16 protein-coding genes are annotated in these 18,093 nt (G+C 65.9%); 11 read left to right on the top strand and 5 right to left on the bottom strand.

Going from position 1 to position 18,093, the window contains the following annotated elements; genetic code table 11:
* Positions 1-75 precede the first annotated feature (75 nt).
* Positions 76-1,158, bottom strand: coding sequence for a lysylphosphatidylglycerol synthase transmembrane domain-containing protein (locus ABIF91_RS42930; RefSeq protein WP_028177414.1), 1,083 nt, complete (start codon positions 1,156-1,158; stop codon positions 76-78).
* Positions 1,159-1,586: 428 nt separating this feature from the next.
* On the opposite strand from ABIF91_RS42930, the gene ABIF91_RS42925 reads away from it, so the two are divergent.
* Positions 1,587-2,093, top strand: a complete 507-nt coding sequence (locus ABIF91_RS42925; protein ID WP_028177413.1) for a ferritin-like domain-containing protein — start codon at positions 1,587-1,589, stop codon at positions 2,091-2,093.
* A gap of 96 nt (positions 2,094-2,189) precedes the next feature.
* On the opposite strand, the gene ABIF91_RS42920 is transcribed toward ABIF91_RS42925, so the two are convergent.
* A complete protein-coding gene (locus ABIF91_RS42920) occupies positions 2,190-2,618 on the bottom strand; it encodes a hypothetical protein (protein WP_028177412.1) in 429 nt (142 codons plus the stop codon).
* 65 nt (positions 2,619-2,683) lie between these two features.
* Between ABIF91_RS42920 and ABIF91_RS42915 the strand changes: the two genes are divergently transcribed.
* Positions 2,684-3,265 carry a hypothetical protein gene (locus tag ABIF91_RS42915; RefSeq protein ID WP_155251800.1) on the top strand — a complete coding sequence of 194 codons (582 nt, stop codon included), beginning with the start codon at positions 2,684-2,686 and terminating at the stop codon, positions 3,263-3,265.
* Positions 3,266-3,327: 62 nt separating this feature from the next.
* On the top strand, positions 3,328-3,927 hold the full coding sequence (locus ABIF91_RS42910; RefSeq protein WP_028177410.1) for a YdcF family protein: 600 nt from the start codon (positions 3,328-3,330) through the stop codon (positions 3,925-3,927).
* A 1-nt stretch (position 3,928) separates the two neighbouring features.
* Here the strand turns inward: ABIF91_RS42910 and ABIF91_RS42905 are convergent, their stop codons facing one another.
* Entirely contained in the window at positions 3,929-5,272 is a 1,344-nt protein-coding gene (locus ABIF91_RS42905) for a PLP-dependent aminotransferase family protein (RefSeq protein ID WP_424579862.1), read from the bottom strand.
* 186 nt (positions 5,273-5,458) lie between these two features.
* Here ABIF91_RS42905 and ABIF91_RS42900 point away from each other — a divergent pair, with 186 nt between their 5' ends.
* A complete protein-coding gene (locus ABIF91_RS42900; RefSeq protein ID WP_035671890.1) occupies positions 5,459-5,695 on the top strand; it encodes a DUF1127 domain-containing protein in 237 nt (78 codons plus the stop codon).
* 212 nt (positions 5,696-5,907) lie between these two features.
* On the opposite strand, the gene ABIF91_RS42895 is transcribed toward ABIF91_RS42900, so the two are convergent.
* Both ABIF91_RS42895 and ABIF91_RS42890 read right to left on the bottom strand, forming a co-directional pair.
* Positions 5,908-6,333, bottom strand: a complete 426-nt coding sequence (locus ABIF91_RS42895; RefSeq protein ID WP_028177409.1) for a universal stress protein — start codon at positions 6,331-6,333, stop codon at positions 5,908-5,910.
* 50 nt (positions 6,334-6,383) lie between these two features.
* The gene (locus ABIF91_RS42890; RefSeq protein ID WP_028177408.1) at positions 6,384-6,920 is read right to left on the bottom strand and encodes a SixA phosphatase family protein; all 537 of its coding nucleotides are present in this window, start codon (positions 6,918-6,920) and stop codon (positions 6,384-6,386) included.
* Between the two features lie 221 nt (positions 6,921-7,141).
* Between ABIF91_RS42890 and ABIF91_RS42885 the strand changes: the two genes are divergently transcribed.
* From ABIF91_RS42885 to ABIF91_RS42855, 7 genes are all read left to right on the top strand, one after another.
* A complete protein-coding gene (locus tag ABIF91_RS42885; RefSeq protein ID WP_028177407.1) occupies positions 7,142-8,623 on the top strand; it encodes an NAD(P)/FAD-dependent oxidoreductase in 1,482 nt (493 codons plus the stop codon).
* 88 nt (positions 8,624-8,711) lie between these two features.
* On the top strand, positions 8,712-9,224 hold the full coding sequence (msrB, locus tag ABIF91_RS42880) for a peptide-methionine (R)-S-oxide reductase MsrB (RefSeq protein ID WP_028177406.1): 513 nt from the start codon (positions 8,712-8,714) through the stop codon (positions 9,222-9,224).
* A 289-nt stretch (positions 9,225-9,513) separates the two neighbouring features.
* Positions 9,514-11,766: a flagellar hook-basal body complex protein gene (locus ABIF91_RS42875; RefSeq protein WP_028177405.1), complete on the top strand. Its 2,253-nt coding sequence runs from the start codon at positions 9,514-9,516 to the stop codon at positions 11,764-11,766.
* Between the two features lie 35 nt (positions 11,767-11,801).
* On the top strand, positions 11,802-13,685 hold the full coding sequence (gene flgK / locus ABIF91_RS42870) for a flagellar hook-associated protein FlgK (protein ID WP_028177404.1): 1,884 nt from the start codon (positions 11,802-11,804) through the stop codon (positions 13,683-13,685).
* Between the two features lie 21 nt (positions 13,686-13,706).
* Complete coding sequence (locus tag ABIF91_RS42865; protein WP_028177403.1) at positions 13,707-15,590, top strand: flagellar protein; 1,884 nt, start codon at positions 13,707-13,709, stop codon at positions 15,588-15,590.
* 71 nt (positions 15,591-15,661) lie between these two features.
* Positions 15,662-16,447 carry a hypothetical protein gene (locus tag ABIF91_RS42860; protein ID WP_028177402.1) on the top strand — a complete coding sequence of 262 codons (786 nt, stop codon included), beginning with the start codon at positions 15,662-15,664 and terminating at the stop codon, positions 16,445-16,447.
* A 10-nt stretch (positions 16,448-16,457) separates the two neighbouring features.
* A complete protein-coding gene (locus ABIF91_RS42855; RefSeq protein WP_424579796.1) occupies positions 16,458-18,092 on the top strand; it encodes a hypothetical protein in 1,635 nt (544 codons plus the stop codon).
* The last annotated feature ends 1 nt before the right edge of the window (position 18,093 follow it).

Below are 18,093 nucleotides of genomic sequence, written 5' to 3'. Positions count from 1 at the left end.
CTTCAACGGCAAAGTTGAGGCGGAAATAAGAGAGCATTGCTCCGCCGCCCGCAACCTTTGTCTGCGCCGGCTGACTTAGCGTTTGTTGGCCTGCCGCAGCAACCGCTCGCGCTCCATCGGTGTCACCTGCTTGGGCAGGTTGGCCTGCGCGCAGGCCTCGGCCAGCCGCCGCCGCTCCTGCCAGGGCTCGACCACGTTCATCCAGAGCTCGCGCGTGCCCATGATGGAGATGGCGAGGCCGAACGGGATCACGAAATAGAGGATGCGGAACACCAGCAGCGTTGCCAGAAGCTGCTCGCGGCCGAATTCCGGCAACGCCACCAGCATGGCAGCATCGAACACGCCAATCGAGCCGGGCGCGTGGCTGGCAAAGCCGATCAGGGTCGCCAGAATGAACACGACCGCGAGCGACATGAAGTCGATCGGCGGGTTGGCCGGCATCAACAGGTACATGGCGGTGGCGCAGAAGCCGAGATCGACCACGCCGATCAGGATCTGCACGAGCGTCAGGGGGGCCGAGGGCAGCACCACCTTCCAGCCCTTCTGGCCGAGCTCGCGGCGCTTGTCGCCCATGCAGAGCCAGACCAGATAGGCGCCGATCGAGGCGAGGCCGCCGAGCGCGATCAGACGGTTGATCGACGAGGGGAGCTGATCCATCGCGGAGGCGGCGTCCGGATGGATGGCCATGCCGATCGAGAGCACGAAGATGTTACCGAGCCAGAAGGTCAGGCCCGACAGGAAGCAGATCTTGGCGACGTCGATCGCGTTCAGCCCGTAGTCCGAATAGATCCGGAAACGGATGGCACCGCCGGTGAATACCGTCGCGCCGATGTTGTGGCCGATCGAATAGGACGTGAAGCTGGAGAGCGCCGCGATGCGATAGGGCACGTGCTTCTTGCCGATCGTTCGCAGCGCAAAAAAGTCGTAGAAGGTCAGCGTGCAGAACGCGAAGAAGACGCAGATCGCCGCCAGCCCGATATTGCCGCGGGGAATCTCTGTCAACGCAGTCAGGATGACGCCGGTATCGATGCCCTTGAGGGTCCGCACCAGCGTGGTGATCGCGAAGGCGATGATGAAGACGCTCGCGGCAATTCCAAGCCGTCGCCAGCCGATCCATCTCTTGAAGCCGCGTTTCAGCGCGGGCAGCAGTCCGTGCATTCATCCTCCCGGCGGGGGGCAAAGACCGACCGGGCCAGGCATTGGCCGGTCGGACGCGATCATGGCCAAAGGCAGGCATCGATCGCTAGGCATGATCAAGTTCATTTAAGGCAAAATCAGCGGCTTGTGCAGCCCTTGACAACAATAGGTTCTGCGTTGGACGGCCGCTTTTGTCATACGTGGTTCACATGGGATGCGCGTTAAGCATATGAGTCGTGAAACCGGCTCCGCTCGCGCGTTTGGTGCGCCGACACGATTTCAGATCCTGGCGCCGTCCGCATTGTTCCAGCGCAAGCGGCATCGGCGCTTTTTGGAACGTCGATGCCGCGTGCTCGTTAGCCTTCATCAGCAATCGAACATGGCGGAATACGCGGCTTTTCGTGCAAGCCGGCGCCGCCGTGTTCCCGAAACCCGAGAGGATCGGAACGATGGGACTGTTCACAAAAGACATCAAGACTATGAACGACCTGTTCGTGCATCAGCTTCAGGACATCTATTACGCCGAACAGCAGCTCACCAAGGCGCTGCCGAAGATGGCAAGCAAGGCCACCGATCCGCAGCTGAAACAGGGCTTTTTGACGCACCTCGAGGAAACCAAGCAGCACGTCGCTCGACTTGAGGAAGTGTTCAAAATGCATGGCGTCGCCGTGAAGGCGGTCGACTGCCCGGCCATCGACGGCATCATCGAGGAAGCCGACGAGACCGCCGGCGAAGTCGCCGACAAGGCGGTGCTCGACGCCGCGCTGATCAACGCGGCGCAGGCCGCCGAACACTACGAGATCGTGCGCTACGGCAGCCTGATCGCCTGGGCCAAGCAGCTCGGCCGCAACGACTGCGCCAGCGTCCTCGCCAAGACGTTGGAGGAGGAGAAGGCGACCGACAAGAAGCTGACGACGCTCGCCGAGAGCAAGGTGAATCTGCGCGCGGCGAGCTAGCCGTCACGGTGCAGCCGGAAAGCGCTGCGCGGTCACGCGCGGCGCTTTCTTTTGACGTGTATGCGATGAGCGCGCTGGCGTGGGAGACAGAGCAGGTCAGCCGCGTCGCAACGCGAAATGCGCGCCGCAAAACGCCATTACGGCACCGAGGCAGAGCGCGGCGAGCCCGGCCAGCACGCCCGAGACGGTCGGGATCGGGCTCGGCGCCGAGGCCGCCTGGCCTGCTCCCGCAAGCAGCAGCACGCCGACCGCGATCAGGAATTGCCGCATCCTGTGCGGGATCTGTCCGGAGACGGCGCTCTGCATCAGGCTCGCCGTGAAATAACCGCCGGAGAAGCCGACCGTGGCGATCAGCCACCACGCGATCGCCGCGCCCGCGGGCATGAACTCATGCGTGTCGGAGCGCCAGAGGCCGCCGAGATCGAGACCATAGCGCGCGCCCAGCATGTGGACCGCGAGCAGCACGCCGGAGATCATAGCGGCGCCGAGAATCAGCCGGCGCGGAAAAAACGTCGTCTCAGCCATGCCTCGCTTGTAGGATGGGCGAGGGCGATCGCGCAAGCGGATCGCGAATGGGACCTGTGATCGATATGCCGGGAGCTGAAGCTGGTTCGGCCACGAGCTACGCCTACAAGGCCTCGCTGATCGGATCGGCGCATCGTTTCGAACTGACGGAGCAGGGGCTGTCCTGGCACATCGCCGGACGCTCCGGCCTGTGGCGCTACGACGAGATCTCCGCGATCCGGCTGTCGTTCCGCCCGGTCTCGATGCAACAGCACCGATTCCGTGCCGATGTCAGCCGCACTGGCGGCGGGCGCATCGCGATCCTCTCGACGAGCTGGCAGACCGCGGCGCTGATGGCGCCGCAGGACAGCGGCTTCCGCGATTTCATTCTCGCGCTGCACGCGCGGATGGCGCAGGCCGGCAGCCGGGCCGAATTGACCGCCGGCCTTGGCCGCAAGACCTATGCGGCGGCGCTGGCTTTCCTGGCGGTGCTGACGGTGGCGATGACGGGGCTGTTGATCCGCGCGCTTCTGATCGGCGAGTTCGCCGGCGCGCTGTTCATTGTCGGCTTTGCCGCGCTGTTCGCCTGGCAGGTCGGCGGCTTCGTGCGGCGGAATCAGCCGCAGAGCTACAGTTTCGACCGCGTGCCGAAGGCTCTGCTGCCTTAAGTGCAATCGGCCGCAATCAAACGTGACTTCGCCTCGCGGCGCCGGCGTCGCATCTTGCATTCATGTCAGTCATGGACCGCAGCAGCCGTCTGCCGACGGCAGAGGAGATCGCCAGAATCAACCGCACGCATCTGATCGACACGCCGCTGCGGCAAGCCGACCTGCTGTTCATGTTCGGGACCCGCGAAGACGTTGGCTTGCGTGCCGACACTGCCGCAGGGCTCTGGCGCGAGGGTCTGTTCCGCTGGTCTATTGTCAGCGGCGGTGTAACGCCGGGCTCGGAGCAATCCGAGTGCACGATCATCAAGGCAGCGATGATTGCGGCGGGCATTCCGGCGGACGTTATCCTCGAGGAGCATCGCGCGATGAACACCGGCGAGAATGTGATCTTCTCGCTGCCGGTCATCGACGCGGCGCTCGGACGGCAGAACATCCGCAGCGTGATCTGCCTCGGCAACACCTGGACCGCGCGGCGTTACCCGATGACGCTGCAGCGGCACTGGCCGGAGGTCGAGAAGATGCTGCTCACTGTCGATGGCTTCGCGACGCCGCGTGCGCTCTGGCATACCGATGTCGAATTTCGTCGCCGCATGCTGCACGAATGGGACAAGATCGAGCCTTACAAGGCGAGGGGCTTCATCGCGGATTGGCCGGAGGTCTGAGCTACTCCGTCGAATCGAAATCCTCTTCCTTGGTGCCGAGCAGCGAGGCGATCGTGCGCAGGCCGGAATCGAGCTGCTCGGGCGAAGGCGGGGCGAGGGCGAGCCGCACCGCGTTTGGTGCATGACCATGCGCGATCGCGAAGGTCGAGGACGGCGTCAGCGCGATGCCGCGCCTTGCCGCCGCGGCGACGAAGGTCTGCGAGCGCCAGTGCGGCGGCAGTGTCAGCCAGAGATGATAGGAGCGCGGATCGGCGGCGAGCTGGTAGCCGGCCAGCAGCCTTGCGGCGGTCTGCTGGCGGCGCGCCGCGTCGATGCGCTTCAGGCGCGTCAGCTCGGCGACGGTGCCGTCGGCCATCAGCCGCTGCCCGGCCGCCAGCGCGTGGCCGGAGGCGATCCAGCCGCCGGTGCGGACCGCGCTCATGACGCTTTCGCGCAAGTGAGGCGGTGCGACCAGGATGCCGAGCGCGAGGCCGGGCGCGACCTTCTTGGACAGGCTGTCGATCACGATGCAGCGGTCCGGCCCGAGCGCGGCCAGCGGCGTATCGTCGGCAAGGAAGCCGTAGACGGTGTCCTCGATGATGGGAAGATCGAGCTTTTCGGCGATGCGCATGATGTCGGCGCGCCGCGTCGCGTTCATGGTGACGCCGAGCGGATTCTGGATGATAGGCTGGAGATACAGCGCCGACAGGTGCGCCTCGCGATGCGCCTTCTGGATCGCATCCGGCCGCGCGCCGTGCTCGTCCATCGGAATCGGGACCAGCGTCACACCCAGCCGCGCGGCGATGCTCTTGACGTAGGGATAGGTCAGCGCCTCGACGCCGCAGCGGCCACCGGTGGGAACGAGCGCCGCAAGCGCGGCCGCGAGCGATTGCTTGCCGTTGGCGGTGAAGAAGATCTGGTCCGCCTGCGGCGTAAAATCCTTGCGCGCGAGATAGGCGGCGGCTGCGTTGCGCGCGCTCCTGGTGCCGGTGCTGGTCGAAACGCGCAGCGCGGACTCCAGCGCGTCGACGCGCTCCAGCCCCGCAAGGCTCTTGGCGATCATCGCCCATTGCTGCGGCAGCAGCGGGTAATTGACCTCGAAATTGATGCGTGCCTCGGCCGGCTCGCGCGTCGTCTCGACCTGGCGCCTGATGTCGCCGGAGATGAAGGTGCCGCGGCCGACCTTGCCGACCACGAGGCCGCGGCGGAGCAATTCCGTATAAACCCGGCTCGCGGTCGAGACCGCGATGCCACGGTCATAGGCAAAATTGCGCTGCGGCGGCAGCCGGTCGCCGGGCCTTAACGTGCCGTTAGTGATATCGGCCGCAATGGCATCGGCAAGCTTCACGTACTCGAACTTGGACATTATTGCACCGAGAGCAATGTTTTGCTTGCTCCGAGGAATGTACCGGAGCATTTAAGTTCCATCAATATCCGCGATTGAGCCGAGGGGGAGCGAGAGCAATCCGACGGCAAACGAGGTGCAGGCGCTGACAGCGTCCGCGCCAACGGCATCGGCTTCGCCGCGGAACGACACGCCGGAGAAGAAAAAATGACCACGATCTCGCAAACTGCCGGGCGGAGTTTACGCCCATCCTCGTCGGGCGGGTTTTTCGGTGCGCTCGCTCATGGCGTCACCGCGCTGTTCGACCGCCTCGAGCGCCGCTCCGCCGTCAAGACGCTGAGCGAGCTCGACGACCGCGCCTTGCGCGACATCGGCATCACGCGCAGCCAGATCGAGGACGCGGTGTACGGGCAGTTCAAGGCCGAGCTGACGCGGTATTTGTAAGCCCCCACTCCCGTGTCCCGGACGCGCTGCAATGCGTGAGCGTTGCGGCGCTGAGCCGGGACCCAGGAGGCTACAGAGTTCGCTGATGCATGGGCCTCCGTCTGCAGCGCACCGCTGAAGGAGCGCTGCGCTCGCAATGACGGAGTACGGGCGAGAGCGTACTCTTCACATTCGCATCTCGCCTGCAATGGGACGGGTTCAGCGCGCCGTACTCAGTGCCTGACCACCAGCACCGAGCATTTGGCGTAGCGCACGACGTGTCCGGCGTTGGAGCCGAGGAAATAGGTGCGCATCGCCGGCCGGTGCGAGGTCATCACGATCAGGTCGGCCTTCATATTCGCGGCTTCCTCCAGGATCTCGTGATAGATGCCGCCCTGGCGCACCACGCTGGAGATGCGGCTCGGTTCGATGCCGGACTCACGCGCGACGATGGCGAGGGCCTCCTCCGAGGTCTGGCGCTGCTGCTCGTCGAAATCGGCCGGGACGTATTCGGCCAGCATCACCGGTGTCATCGGCAGCACGTTGAGAAGGCGTACGCTGCCGCTCCAGGTCTGCGACAGCGTAGCCGCCGTTGCGATCGCCGGCTTGGCGAGATCGGTATCGGCGAGGTCGATGGGCACGAGGATGGACTTGAACATCTGCGCCTCCAAATCTTTCGGTCAGCACGTCTTGCCGGCGGGTCGCGCGATCATCCCGATCGAAGCAGCTTGGGGCTGACGAACAGCACCAGCTTGCCGCGGCGGTAGGCCACGTCACCCCAATCCTTGACGTCAAAGTCGAAGATCGCAAGCCCCGCGGTGGGCAGGTTGTCGCTGAGCGCCTTGGCGCCGGCCGGGTCGCCGCCGCCTATCAGCATCAGGGCGGCCTCGTGCATGCCGGGGTTGTGGCCGATCAGCAGCAACCGCTTTGGGTCGGCCGGGGCGGTTGCGGTGCGAATGGCTTCAAGGATTTCCGCGGAATCGGCGCCGTAGAGTTCCGGCAGGACCTCGACCTGCGGCACGGGGACGCGGTCCTTCATCGCCTCCCAGGCGATGTCCCAGGTCTGCCGGGCCCGCACGGCATGTGACACCAGCACGGTATCGGGGAAGGGGGGATGGGCGGCGATCCAGTCGCCCATCCGCGCCGCATCCTTGTGGCCGCGCTCGTCGAGCCGGCGGTCCTGGTCACGGCCGCTCGGCGCGTCGGTCTCGGTCTTGGCGTGACGCAGCAGCATCAAACGGCGCATGGCATTCTCGAATCGTTGTGTGTCCAGAATAATCTACGGGCGCGGGTCGAGAACAAGGTGACAAGCGCCGAACAGATCCAAAAGCGCGATGAGATTGGGACGAATCGCCATCGCGCTTTAGAGTTATCGTTTTGAGCATGATCTCCGCGCAAACGCATTTTGCGTTCGTGGCGAGGGAAAACCGCTGCACACTTCTTCGGATCATGCTCTAAGAAAACGACATGAGCGAGACTTTCACAAGCGTGTCCCAGGAAGAAGCCGGCCTTCGCGACCGCGTGCGGCTGACGTTCGATCTCGACGCCGACATCTGCGTCATCGGCGCGGGGCTTGCCGGCCTTTCCATCGCGCTGGAGGCGGCCCGGCTCGGGGCCAGCGTCGCGGTGCTCGAGGGCCGTCATATCGGTTGGAATGCCTCCGGCAACCAGCTCGGCACCGTGATGCCTGGCTTCGCGCTGCCGCTCGCGGACCTGATCGAGCGCATCGGCTTCGAGGACGCGCGCGAGTTGTGGGCCCTGTCGAAGGAAGGCGCCGAGTTCGTCCGGGGCAATGCCACGGAAGAGAACATGCCGGGAATCAGCCTCAGCGACGGCGTGCTGGAGGTCTCCAACGTCGATGCCGGCGACCGGCTGATCAGCCGGTTGCAGATGCTGAACGAGGATTTCGATACCGAGGTCGAGGGCTGGCAGGCCGATCACGTCCGCGGGCTGCTGAAGACCGACCGTTACTTCCACGGCGTGTATTATCCTAGGGCGTTCCAGGTCGACGGCCGGAAATATGTGCACGGCCTTGCGGGGCTGGCGCGGCGGGCAGGCGCCCGCATCTTCGAGGACACGCCGGTCGTCAGCATCGATCATTCCGGCATCCGCAAGCGCATCGTCACGCCCTCGGCGCGGCTGCGCGCGACCCACATTGTGCTCGCCGGCAACATTCATCTCGGCGCGCCCCTGAAGCGCCTTTCGGAGACGCTGCTGCCGGTCTGGCGCTATGCCGGCGTCACCGCGCCGCTCGGCGAGCGGCTTCATGAGATCATCGCCTTCAAGGGATCGGTGATGGATTCCGACGGCGTCGACCATTTCCGGATCGTCGACGGCGACCGGCTGATGTGGGAGAGCCCGGAGACCACCTGGGCGGCGCGTCCGCAGCGCTTCGCGGGCGCCGTCAGGCGGCGGATCCGCACGATTTTTCCCGAGCTCGGCAACGTCGAGATCGCCGACATGTTCGGCGGCGCCACAGGCCAGACCGTGCACGGCATGCCGCAGATCGGCCAGTTGCGCAAAGGACTCTGGGTGGCGAGCGGGTTCGGCCGCCAGGGCATGAACACCTCCGCCATGGCCGGACAGATGATCGCGCGCAGCATTCTGCGGGGCGATGAGCGCTGGCGGCTGTTCTCGCCGTTCGAGCTGGTCTGGGCGGGCGGCGCCACGGGACGTGTCGCGGGCCAGCTGGTCGGGATCTGGAGCAGGGCGAGTTCCGCCGCGGCAGGCTCGCTCGCCCGCTATCGCGAACGCGCCAGGGTCAAGGACAGGGAACGCGAGGCCCGCCTCGCCAAAGCCAACCGGGCCGCCGGCACCGGCCCGCGCCGTCCCCCGCCCGGCGTTCGCCCGCGGCCGGCCCCGCCGAGACCTGCGCCCCAAGCCATAGAGGTAGAACAGGTCGAACAGGGCAGGGAACCGGCCTCTCATGACGCCGGCATCTCTCGATAAGGTCCAAGAAAAATCCCGCCCGGAAGTGTAACATCGGCCGTTAGAGCCCGTATCTCAGGGCGTGGACTCCCCGCGCACGGAGAATGAGATGGTTGACCGCCGCATCCTGTTGACGACTGTCGCCGGCCTGTTTGGCCTTTCGGCCTTCCGCTGGCTGAGAGCATCCCCCGCCGAGGCCGGCGAGAAGGCCGCGGAAAAGTTCGAGATCGTGAAGACGGAGGCCGAATGGCGTGCCCAGCTCACGCCGCAGCAATATGAGATCCTGCGCAATCACGGCACCGAGCGGCCCGGCTCCAGCCCGCTGCTGAAGGAGCACCGCAAGGGCATCTTCGCCTGCGCCGGCTGCGACCTGCTGCTGTTTACGTCCGAGACCAAGTTCGAGAGCGGCACGGGATGGCCGAGCTTCTACCAGCCGATCGAGGGCAATGTCGGCAAGACCGAGGACCGCACCTACGGCATGGTTCGCACCGAGGTGCATTGCCGGCGCTGCGGCGGCCACCTCGGCCACGTCTTCGACGACGGTCCGAAGCCGACCGGCTTGCGTTATTGCATCGACGGTTTCGGGCTGGTCTTCCATCCCGCGGCGGCGTCGGCGACGTAAGTCTTCTCGTCGTCATTCCGGGGTGGTCCGCAGGACCGAACCATGGTGCGCAACTGCGCACCTGAGAATCTCGAGGTTCCGGATTCGATGCTGACGCATCGCTCCGGAACGACACTCGCCCCGGCAATTGTTGCCGGCCCGGCAATTGTGCCCCGGTCATCCGACCGGGGCCTTTCTGTTTAAGTCATTGATTTCCTGAAGATCCCCGCATTGGCATAGGCCTTGCGACGTCTCTCCCGACTGCGGCCATGGTCGACCGGCCGCCGGGATCGGATTTGGAGACAAAGTTATGGGTATCTTCGATGCAATGAACACCTCGGTGGGTGGCCTGCAGGCGCAGTCGTTCGCGCTGCAGAACATTTCCGGCAACATCGCGAACTCATCCACCACCGGTTACAAGGGCATCGGCACCAGCTTCGTCGACCTCATTCCCGACTCATCCGTCCCGAGCAAGCAGGTCGCAGGCGGCGTGCAGGCCAACGCGAAGGCCACCATCACCACGCAGGGCACGATCTCATCCTCCACCGTCGCCACCAACATGGCGATCACCGGCGACGGTTTCTTCTCGATCCAGAAGGCCAGCGGCGTCGTCGACAACGTACCGGTGTTCACGGGGGTCACCTACTACACGAGGCGTGGCGACTTCCAGCTCAATGCCAACGGCAATTTGGTCAACGGCGCCGGCTATTACCTGATGGGCGTCACGGTCGACCCGAAGACCGGCAACCCGACCGGCAGCGTGGCGAACGTCCTGCAATTCCAGAACAACTTCATTCCGGCGCAGGCGACCACCTCGATCCAGTACGCGGCGAACCTGCCGACCCAGCCGAACACGGTGGCGAAAACCACCGCCTCGACCGGCACGTTGCTGGCGGCCGGTGGGCTCAATCCGTCCGATTTCGCCGCCAACCCGCTGCCGGTCGGCACGCCGCCGGCGCCCTATGCCAACGCAACGGTGTCAGGCGCGGCTGCAACCGGCAACATCCGCTCGGCCTATTCGTCGACGGCGGCGACGGGCACGGTTGCGCTCCAGAACAATTCTTCGGCGGTCGCCTCGACAACCACGTCCCTTGACAACGCCGCCGGCACGCATCTCGCCTCCAGCATTCTGACCGCGTTGAGCGGCCAGACGCTGACCATCAACGGCAACACCATCACGTTCAACGGCGGCACCACGGTCTCGACCGTCGGCAGCAATACGACGATCGGTCTCGGTGCGGGCACGACGGCGACCGTGGCCGACATCCTGAATGCGATTCAGACTGCAGGCGGCGCCGGCGTCACCGCTTCGCTCTCGGTCAGCGGCAATATCCAGATCTCGACCGGCACCGGCACTGACGTCGCGGTCGGCAGCGGCACGGCCGCCACCGCACTCGGCATCAGCAGCGTGACGCGCGGCGGCAACGTGCTGTCCTCGCCCGCGATCTCGGGCGCGACCGTGCTGAGCGGCACTGCGACCGCCGGCGGCGCCCAGGTGCTCTCGTCCGGCTTCTCCGCCGGCGACACCATCACGGTCAACGGTCAGACGCTGACATTCATGAACTCGGGCGCCGCGGGACCGAACCAGATCAACATCACCGACAACGTCACGACCCTGCTCGGCAAGATCGACGCGCTCTCCGGCGCCTCGGGGTCGTCGGTCAGCAGCGGCGGCGTGATCACGCTGAACACCGGCACCGTCTCCAACCTCTCGGTGTCGAGCTCCAACAGCGCTGCCTTCTCCGCGCTCGGCTTCACCTCGACCATCACCAAGAATCGCGACGGCGGCGGCACCGCCGGCACCGGCGGCGTGATCGGCAACGACATCGCCACCTTCACCAAGGAATCGATCAGCGGTGGCGCGGTGACCGCCTACAACGCCGCCGGCACGCCGGTGAACCTGCAATTGCGCTGGGCCAAGACCGACAGTGCCTCGCTGGGCGCGGGTCATTCGGATAGCTGGAACCTGTTCTACCAGACCGACCCGAACGCAACCGGCACGACCGTCGGCTGGGTTAACACCGGCCAGACCTTCACTTTTGCCGCCGACGGCTCGCTGACCTCGCCGAGCGGCTCGGGCATCACCATCAACAACGTCACCGTCAGCGGCCAGTCGCTCGGGTCGGTCGCCTTCAACATCTCCTCCGGCGGGCTGACGCAATATGCCAGCACGAGCGGCGCGGTGACCATCAACACCATCACCCAGAACGGCTATGCCGCCGGTCAGCTCCGCTCGGTTGCCGTCAACAACAATGGCGTCGTGGTCGGCACCTTCTCGAACGGCCAGAACCTCAACCTCGCTCAGGTGCAGCTGTCGCATTTCAACGGCACCAACTATCTGAAGGCGCTCGACGGCGGCGCCTACGCTGCGACTGAACAGTCGGGAGACGCCATCGACGGCGCCTCGGGCACCATCAGCGGCTCGTCGCTGGAGGGATCCAACACCGACATCGCCGACGAATTCACCAAGCTGATCGTGACCCAGCAGGCCTATTCGGCCAACACCAAGGTGATCACGACCGCGAATTCGATGGTGCAGGATCTCTTGAACGTATTGCGCTGATCGGCGCGTAACGTAACCAAAGGCGGGTCAGTGACATGGGTTTGAGTTCAGCCCTCGCCAGCGCGATGAGCGGTCTGCGTGCCAACCAGGCCGCGCTTTCGATCGTCTCATCGAACGTGGCGAATTCGCAGACGCCGGGCTACGTCGTCCAGACGCCGAACCAGATCGAGGTCACCACCGGAGACTTCGGCTCGACGGTGATGACCACCGGTGTCAGCCGCGCGCTCGACAGCTACGTGCTGAACCAGCTGCGGACCGAGACCGGCGGCAGCGGTTACGCCGACCAGATGGCCAACATCCTGAAGCAGCTTCAGAATGTCTATGGCACGCCCGGCAACAGCGGCACGCTCGAAGACGCGCTGAACAAGTTCACCACGGCGCTTCAGGCGCTCTCGACCAGTTCGGGGGCGTCGTCGGCGCAGACCGTCGCGCTCGGCGCGGCGCAGGCCCTGGCGCAGCAGCTCAACGTCACCACCACGGGCATCCAGTCGCTGCGCTCCAACGTCGAGCAGGATCTCGGCAACTCGGCGCGAGCCGCCAACGCGGCGATGCAGCAGATCGCCGACATCAACACCAGGCTTCAGGGCCTGTCGGTCAACGATCCCTCGGCCGCCACGCTGATGGACCAGCGTGACCAGGCCATCAACACGCTGTCGAAATATGTCGACGTGCGCGTCACCACCGACGGTTCGAACCAGACCAACATCTACACCACGACCGGTATTCAGCTCGTCGGCGCCGGGCTGGCCTCGGAATTTTCCTTTGCCTCCGCCGGCGCGCTGTCGGCGACCTCGCTTTACAACATCGACCCGGCCAAGTCCGGCGTCGGTGCGTTCAACATCAAGCTGCCGAACGGCTCGCAAGTCGACGTCGTCGCCAACAACGTGGTGTCGTCCGGCCAGATCGCGGCCGACCTGAAGCTGCGCGACCAGACCCTGGTGCAGGCGCAGGATCAGATCGACCAGCTCGCCGCCACGATGGCGAGCGCGCTGTCCGACAAGACCACGGCCGGAAGCACGGTCACCGGCCCGCCGGCCGGGTTTGATCTCGACCTTGCCGGGGCGGCGCCGGGCAACACCGTCAACATCACCTACACGGACACGGCCACCAACACGCAGCGCCAGATCACGCTGGTCAACGTGACCGATCCGGCCGCGCTGCCGCTTCAGAACGCGACGAACGCCAACCCGATGCGGATCGGCGTCAACTTCTCCGGCGGCATGGGAGCGATCGCCTCCGCGCTCAACACCGCGCTGCCAGGCGCGCATCTGTCGTTCTCCGCCGCCCCGGCGCCGGCGAGCGCCACGACGCTGCGGGTGACCGACGACAACACCGGCCTCGCCAAGGTGAGCTCGGCGTCGACCACGAAGACGATCACGTCGCTGACCTCGGGCAATCCGCAGCTGCCCCTGTTCACGGACGGCGGCCAGGCGCTCTACACCGGCGCGATCACGGCGTCCGGCTCGCAGATGACCGGCTTTGCCGGGCGCATTGCCGTGAACACGCAGCTGGTTTCCGATCCGAGCCGGCTGTCGGTCTACAACACCTCGCCGGTGACGCCCGCGGGCGACACCACGCGTTCGGACTATCTCTATTCGCAGCTCACCAACGCGGTGTTCTCCTATTCGCCGCAGACCGGCCTCGGCTCGGCGAACCAGCCCTTCACCGGCAGCGTCTCGAACTACCTCCAGCAGTTCCTGAGCGTCCAGGCCAACGCCGCCACCCAGGCGACCCAGCTCCAGCAGGGCCAGAGCGTCGTGGTCTCGACGCTCCAGGCCAAGTTCGATTCGACCTCCAGCGTCAACCTGGACTCGGAGATGTCGAACCTGATCCAGCTTCAGAATGCCTACGCCGCCAACGCCCACGTCATGTCGGTGGTGCAGAGCATGATGAACACGTTGCTCCAGGCTCAAGTGTAACAAGTAACAGGGCTCTGAAAGATGTCGATCAGCAGCATCAACTACTCTTCGTCGATTCTCGGCGCACAGATCCGCAACATCAATCAGCAGCTCACCGACCTGTCGACCCAGCTTTCGACCGGCAAGCTGTCGCAGAACTATGCCGGCATGGGCACCAACGAGGGCTTTGCGATCGCCGGGCGCGCGCAGCTCTCCAACATCGCCGGCTATACCGACACGATCACCAACGTCAACGTCAGCATCAACCTCGCCAACACCGCGCTGCAGTCGCTGACGAAGATCCGCAACACGGTGCAGACGGGCTCGGCCAACACCGCGCAGGACCTCAACGTCAACGGCCAGACGATCGCGCAGAACACTGCCGCGGCGCAATTCGGCTCGATGGTCGGCGTCCTCAACACGCAGACCGGCAGCCGCTATCTGTTCTCCGGGACGGCCGTCAACACGCAGTCGGTTGCGGATGCCGGCGACATCATCAACGGCACCACGACGCAGGCCGGCTTCAAGACCGTCATGGCGGAGCGCCAGGCCGCCGATCTCGGCGCCAACGGCATGGGGCGGCTGGTGCAGACGCAGCCGACGCCGAGCTCCGTGCAGGTATCGGAGGACGTCGCCGGGTCGCCGTTCGGGCTCAAGATCAAGGCGGTATCCTCGACGCTGACGGGCGCGACCGTTACCGGCCCGAGCGGCTCGCCGGTGTCGTTCTCGGTCGATCTCAACGGCGTCAACCCGAACAACGGCGACAAGCTCAGCATTCAGTTTACCCTTCCGGACGGCACCACCGAGCAGATCGACCTGACCGCCTCGACGGCGACGCCGACGCCGCTCGGCAGCTTCGCGATCGATGCGAGCACCCCCGTCAATCCGAACAACACCGCGACCAACCTCAATACCGCGCTGAACACCGCGATCACCAAGCTCGCCAACACCTCGCTGGTGGCGGCATCCGCGGTCGTCGCCGGCGACAACTTCTTCAACACCGCGAGCTCCGCGATCGGCACGCCGGTCAACAACCAGGCGGCGCCGCCGGCCCCCGTCACCGGCGCGACGGCGCTATCAGGTGCGAGCCCCTCGGACTCGATCTCGCCGGGCTTCGTCGCCGGCGACACCATCACCGTCAACGGCACCACGCTGACCTTCGTCAGCTCGGGCGCGACCGGCGACCAGCTCAACGTCACCGACAGCATCCAGACCCTGCTGAGCAAGATCGACCAGATCACGGGGACGTCGAAGCCCTCGACGGTCCATGGCGGTTCGATCACGATCAACACCGACGATGCGGCGAGCCTCAGCATCACGAGCTCGAATACGGGGGCGCTGGGTTCGCTCGGCTTCGCCGCGACGCCCGTGACCGCCACGCAACCGCCGCTGCGCGTCGGTTCCTCGCCCGCGAGTTCGGCGACGACGCTGGTGAACGGCTCGGCCACCACCGTGAAGTGGTACCTGGGCAATGACGGGCCGGGGTCGCCGCGCTCCACGGCGACGGCCCGGGTCGACGATGCCGTCACGGTGCAATATGGCGCCCAGGCGAACGAGGACGCGATCCGCCGGCAGTTGCAGGCGATCGCGGTGTTCGGGACCTTCTCGACTTCGCCGACCGGCCAATATTCGGGCGGGCAGGTGTCGGCGCTGAGCCTGCGGGTGACGCAGGCGCTGACGCAGCAGCCCGGCCAGCAGCGCATCGAGGACATCCAGACCGACATCGCGATGGCCCAGAACACGATGAAGGACGCCACCACGCGCCAGACCCAGGCCAAGGCGCAGCTCCAGGGCATCATCGACCAGGCGGAATCGGCCTCGCCGGACCAGGTCGCGAGCGAGATCCTGGCGCTCCAGAACGCGCTCCAGGCGTCCTACCAGGTGACCTCGAACCTCGCGCAGCTGTCGCTCGTCAAGTTCCTGTAAGGGGGCGTTAAGGCGCCGTTAACCATGCCTGTTTACCTCTTGGTGGGGATTGGAGCGGGGCGGGGCGGTCGATGTCGGACAGGATGCAGCTGGTGGTGGCAACGCCTTGCTTCGGCGGGCAGGTGTCGAGCATCTATGCGAGCTCGATCTTCGCGCTGCAGCGCGCCGTGCACGGCATGTCCAACCTCGAGCTCAAGGTGCACCTGCGAGACGGCGACGCCCTGATCACCCGCGCGCGGGCCAATTTGGTCGCGATGTTTCTGGACGACCCCAAGGCGACGCATTTCCTGTTCATCGATGCCGATATCGGCTTCAAGCCCGAGCAGGTGTTCCGGCTGATCGAATGCGGCGCGGACGTCGTTGCCGGCTGCTATCCGATCAAGCGGGTCAACTGGGACAAGGCCGCACGTGCAATCCAGTCGGGTCGGGCCGACGTGCCGGCCGCCTCGCTGGACTACGTGCTCGAGATCGAGGATCCCGACCGCATCGTCGTGGTCAACGGCTTCACCCGCGTGCGCTACGCCGGCACCGGCTTCCTGATGATCCGGCGCCACGTGCTGGAGGCGATGTGCCGCCACCCGGCCTATGCGAACCTGCAATTCTTCCGCGAACATTCGCACGACACGCTGACGGCGAGCCAGAACCGGTTCGCGCTGTTCGAATGCATGATCGACCCGGCGACCGGCACGTATCTTTCCGAGGATTTCGCCTTCTGCAAGCGCTGGACCGATATCGGCGGCGAGATCTGGGCCGATATCCAGAGCTCGCTCGATCACGTCGGGCCGTCGGTGTTCCGCGGCGACATCGCCTCGCAATTCGCAGCCGTGCCCGCGGCGGCGGCCGATGCCGCGGCGTGAGGCTGCCGGGATGAGCGGCGGCGCATCCCGTTTGTCAGAACCGGAACACGCGTCCGACGGCGGTTCGCGCTATCGCCTGCGCGATCTCTTCACGCCGCTCGACACGCTGCTCGTCTCCGGCGGAGATCCGCGGCTCGCGCTCGATCCCGAGGGCCGCCTCAACGCCTATGGATGCGCGGCCTCGCCGGAGCCGGAGATCTGGAATTTCGCCTCCTCGACCGCATCGACGATCTCGCAGGCGGCCTATGACCGTGCCGCGCTGGCGCGCGAAGAGCTGATGCACAAGTGCCTGTTCGACGAGGTCGAGGTCGCCTTCGACGCACGCTGCGAGGACATGCGCGACGAGCTGCGGGACCATCTCCAGCTCTCGCCGCGCGTCGACGTCGTGTTCTCGCCGTCCGGCACGGACTCCCAGCTCCACGCCCTGTTCCTGGGGCGCACGATCCTCGGCGCGCGGCCGGTGACGATCGTGGTCGGCGCCGACCAGACCGGAAGCGGGACGATCCATACTGCCCGCGGACACCATTTCAGCTCCATGGCGGCGAGCGGCGTAGCGGTCCGCAAGGACGGCGCGGTTGCGGGGCTCGCCGGTACCAGCCTTGCGTTGCCACTGCGCGAGGACGCACCCGGGATCGCGATGCGCGCGGACGCCGATGCGGCGGTGCTGCATGCGGTCGAGGCTGCGATTGCGCAAGGCGCGCCCGTGTTGCTCCAGATCATGGATTCCTCGAAGCTCGGATGGCGTGCGCCGAGCGCGGCCTGCCTCGACGAGATCGCGCGGCGCTGGCCGCGCAAGGTCCAAATCGTGGTCGATGCCTGCCAGGCCCGGCTCGGCCGCCGCCGGCTGCGCTCTTATCTCGACCGCGGCTATATGGTGCTGATCACCGGCTCGAAATTCTTCGGCGGGCCTGCCTTCAGCGGTGCGCTGCTGGTGCCGAAGGGTCTTTCGCGCTCGCTCGACCGGGGTGAGGGGATCGCGCCTGGTATCTTCGACTACGCCGGCCGTTGCGATTGGCCGGTGGCCTGGACGGCGCTGCGTTCGCGCTTCGAGCGCCGCCCGAATTTCGGTCAATGGCTGCGCTGGGAGGCTGCGCTGGCCGAGATCGGCAGCTATTACGCCGTGCCCGCGGTTTCCCGCACCGAGATGCTCGCCGAGCTCGGCGCCGGCATCGACAGCATGATCGCGTTGTCGCCGTCGCTTCGCTCTGTTCCAACTCCAACCGCGATCAACACGGCCGACGCGGACGACGAGGAATTCGCGCAAGCCACGATCTTTCCGTTCACGCTGCTGCGCGACGGCAAGCCGGTCTCGATCGCCGAGACCTGGGCCGTTCACCGTGCGCTGGCGCGTGACATGAGCGATGAGATCAGCGGCAGCACGGCGGACCGAGAGGTCGCCGCGCAGCGCTGCCTGGTCGGCCAGCCGGTCCGGCTGGAGCGGCAGGACGAGACGCCGCAGGCCGTACTGCGCCTCTGCGTCGGCGCACGGCTCGTGACGGAAGCCTGGTCGCCGGACATGGCGAAGGCGCGACGCAATGTGCAGCACGTTCTCGACCGCATCGCCCATGTCCTGGTGAAGATCGAGCTGCTGCTCGACCGTGGTGCAGCCGCGACCGTGCCGGTCAAGTCCGCATTCGAGGTGTGAA

The organism is Bradyrhizobium sp. USDA 241, assembly GCF_049739505.1.
Taxonomy (GTDB): domain Bacteria; phylum Pseudomonadota; class Alphaproteobacteria; order Rhizobiales; family Xanthobacteraceae; genus Bradyrhizobium; species Bradyrhizobium liaoningense.
The sequence above is the reverse complement of the archived record's forward strand: the minus strand, read 5'-3'. Positions and strand labels throughout refer to the sequence as shown.